The organism is Dellaglioa sp. CoH-55-MRSF-9, from assembly GCF_056782155.1.
On the sequence record NZ_JBXAYG010000021.1, the window covers coordinates 1 to 502 of the forward strand.

At 54.4% G+C, this 502-nt stretch carries 1 tRNA gene; it reads left to right on the forward strand.

Annotated elements, in window-relative coordinates:
- Nucleotides 1–265: 265 nt before the first annotated feature.
- A tRNA-Trp gene (locus AC1RPV_RS07610) sits at nt 266–341 on the forward strand.
- The last annotated feature ends 161 nt before the right edge of the window (nt 342–502 follow it).

Here is a 502-nt window from a genome sequence, read left to right on the forward strand (position 1 = left end):
CAGTCGGTAGAGCACCGGACTGAAAATCCGGGTGTCGCTGGTTCGAGTCCAGCCCTGCGCACCAACGTTGTGACCTCGTAAAAATCGTAGGAGGGGCTGATTACCCCGACCGCAATTTGTGTCCCGGGCTCGGCCTGTGTGTCGCTAGTGTAGATTTTCCACGTGTTGAGGTCAACTAATCAATTGGGGACTAGCCAAGTCAGGTCCAAGGCACTGGGTTTTGATCCCAGCATTCACAGGTTCGAATCCCTGTGTCCCCTACCACAGGTGTTTAGTTCAGCTGGTAGAACGGCGGCCTCCAAAGCCGTTGGTCGGGAGTTCGAATCTCTCAGCACCTGCCATATTCAGTCAGTAGAACTGACCAGCTACTGATTCGGGTTCGCCCGAGATTCATGCACGACGGTATTGCACATGCCGCGCAGTCTGGTTACCTGCACTCCTTTTGCTCGGTGTCGGCCCGGGTTAATGTGCAGAGCCGAAGATGTTTGGTTGATTTGGTGTT